Annotated in this window: 1 protein-coding gene and 1 other RNA gene; both read left to right on the top strand. The window is 47.9% G+C overall.

Annotated features, from left to right (window positions below; all coding sequences use genetic code 11):
- Positions 1 to 535 (top strand): hypothetical protein (locus AB4653_RS25655; protein ID WP_372105636.1); only part of this gene is annotated, 535 nt, incomplete at its 5' end.
- Between the two features lie 196 nt (positions 536 to 731).
- An RNA gene (gene ffs, locus AB4653_RS25650) (signal recognition particle sRNA small type) lies at positions 732 to 828 on the top strand.
- Positions 829 to 911: the final 83 nt, after the last annotated feature.

Raw genomic sequence — 911 nt, 5'->3', positions numbered from 1 at the left:
CTCAGTCAGTGTGTGGGTGTTATTCCCACTATTGATGGTGGTCTTTTCAAAACGTAGCAGTTTGTCGGTCGTGATTATTTCTGGCTTGATCGTCGCAACGCTACAAGTCGGGATCATGGTGACGCAATCCGCAGGAAAGCTTGATGGCGTTCCGTGGGTTACCACGCTGCAAACCTTGTCGATCATCGTGATTTGGTGGGCGGCCAATCATCTTAAACCAGCCAGTCGACACAGCTGGTGGTCATTAGGCTTAATACTTCCATTATGGATGGCCGATTTACCTTATGCCGCTTTGGTTGCTTTGTGTGTCACGGGTATCATGGCATCGATGGAAACACTGACGCGCTTGAAAACTTTCCGTTGGAATAAGCTGTTGTGTTGGACATTGCCAACTGTCGGTTTTGCGGCTTTGGTGATAACCCCTAGTATCGAAGTGCCTAGTCCCGTTTTTGTGGTGTGGTTATGTTTGTTGGGCACCGCTTGGATGACAGACTACATCCTTCGCACCGAAGATAATGAAGACATCGATATTTAGCTCTTCTGTAACCAAACCTTCCAACTGCAGGTAAATGGCGAATTTACCTGCGATTTGCGAATGGGTTGAATAAAGGATAAGCACTTAGAACGCAATTGTTCAAAAATAGGGTGGAAGGGCTTGCAATGGTTGCTGCGATGCTTAATAATCCAATCACTCTTTGAGGCAAGCCTCTTAGAAAAAGAATCTATGGAGGCTCTGGTCCTCCCGCAACACTAACTTGTGAACTCGGTCAGGCCTGGAAGGGAGCAGCCGCAGCAGGCGACGTGTGTGCCGGGATGTGGCTGGGGCTTCCACCCATTAAAAAAGCCGCTCTTAATGAGCGGCTTTTTGCTATCTGCACTATGAGTTTTCAGACTCGACTTTTACTGTAGAG

It is taken from the genome of Vibrio sp. 10N.222.48.A3 (assembly GCF_041475345.1).
GTDB lineage: Bacteria > Pseudomonadota > Gammaproteobacteria > Enterobacterales > Vibrionaceae > Vibrio > Vibrio tasmaniensis_A.
This window is presented reverse-complemented; position numbering and strand designations above follow the sequence as displayed.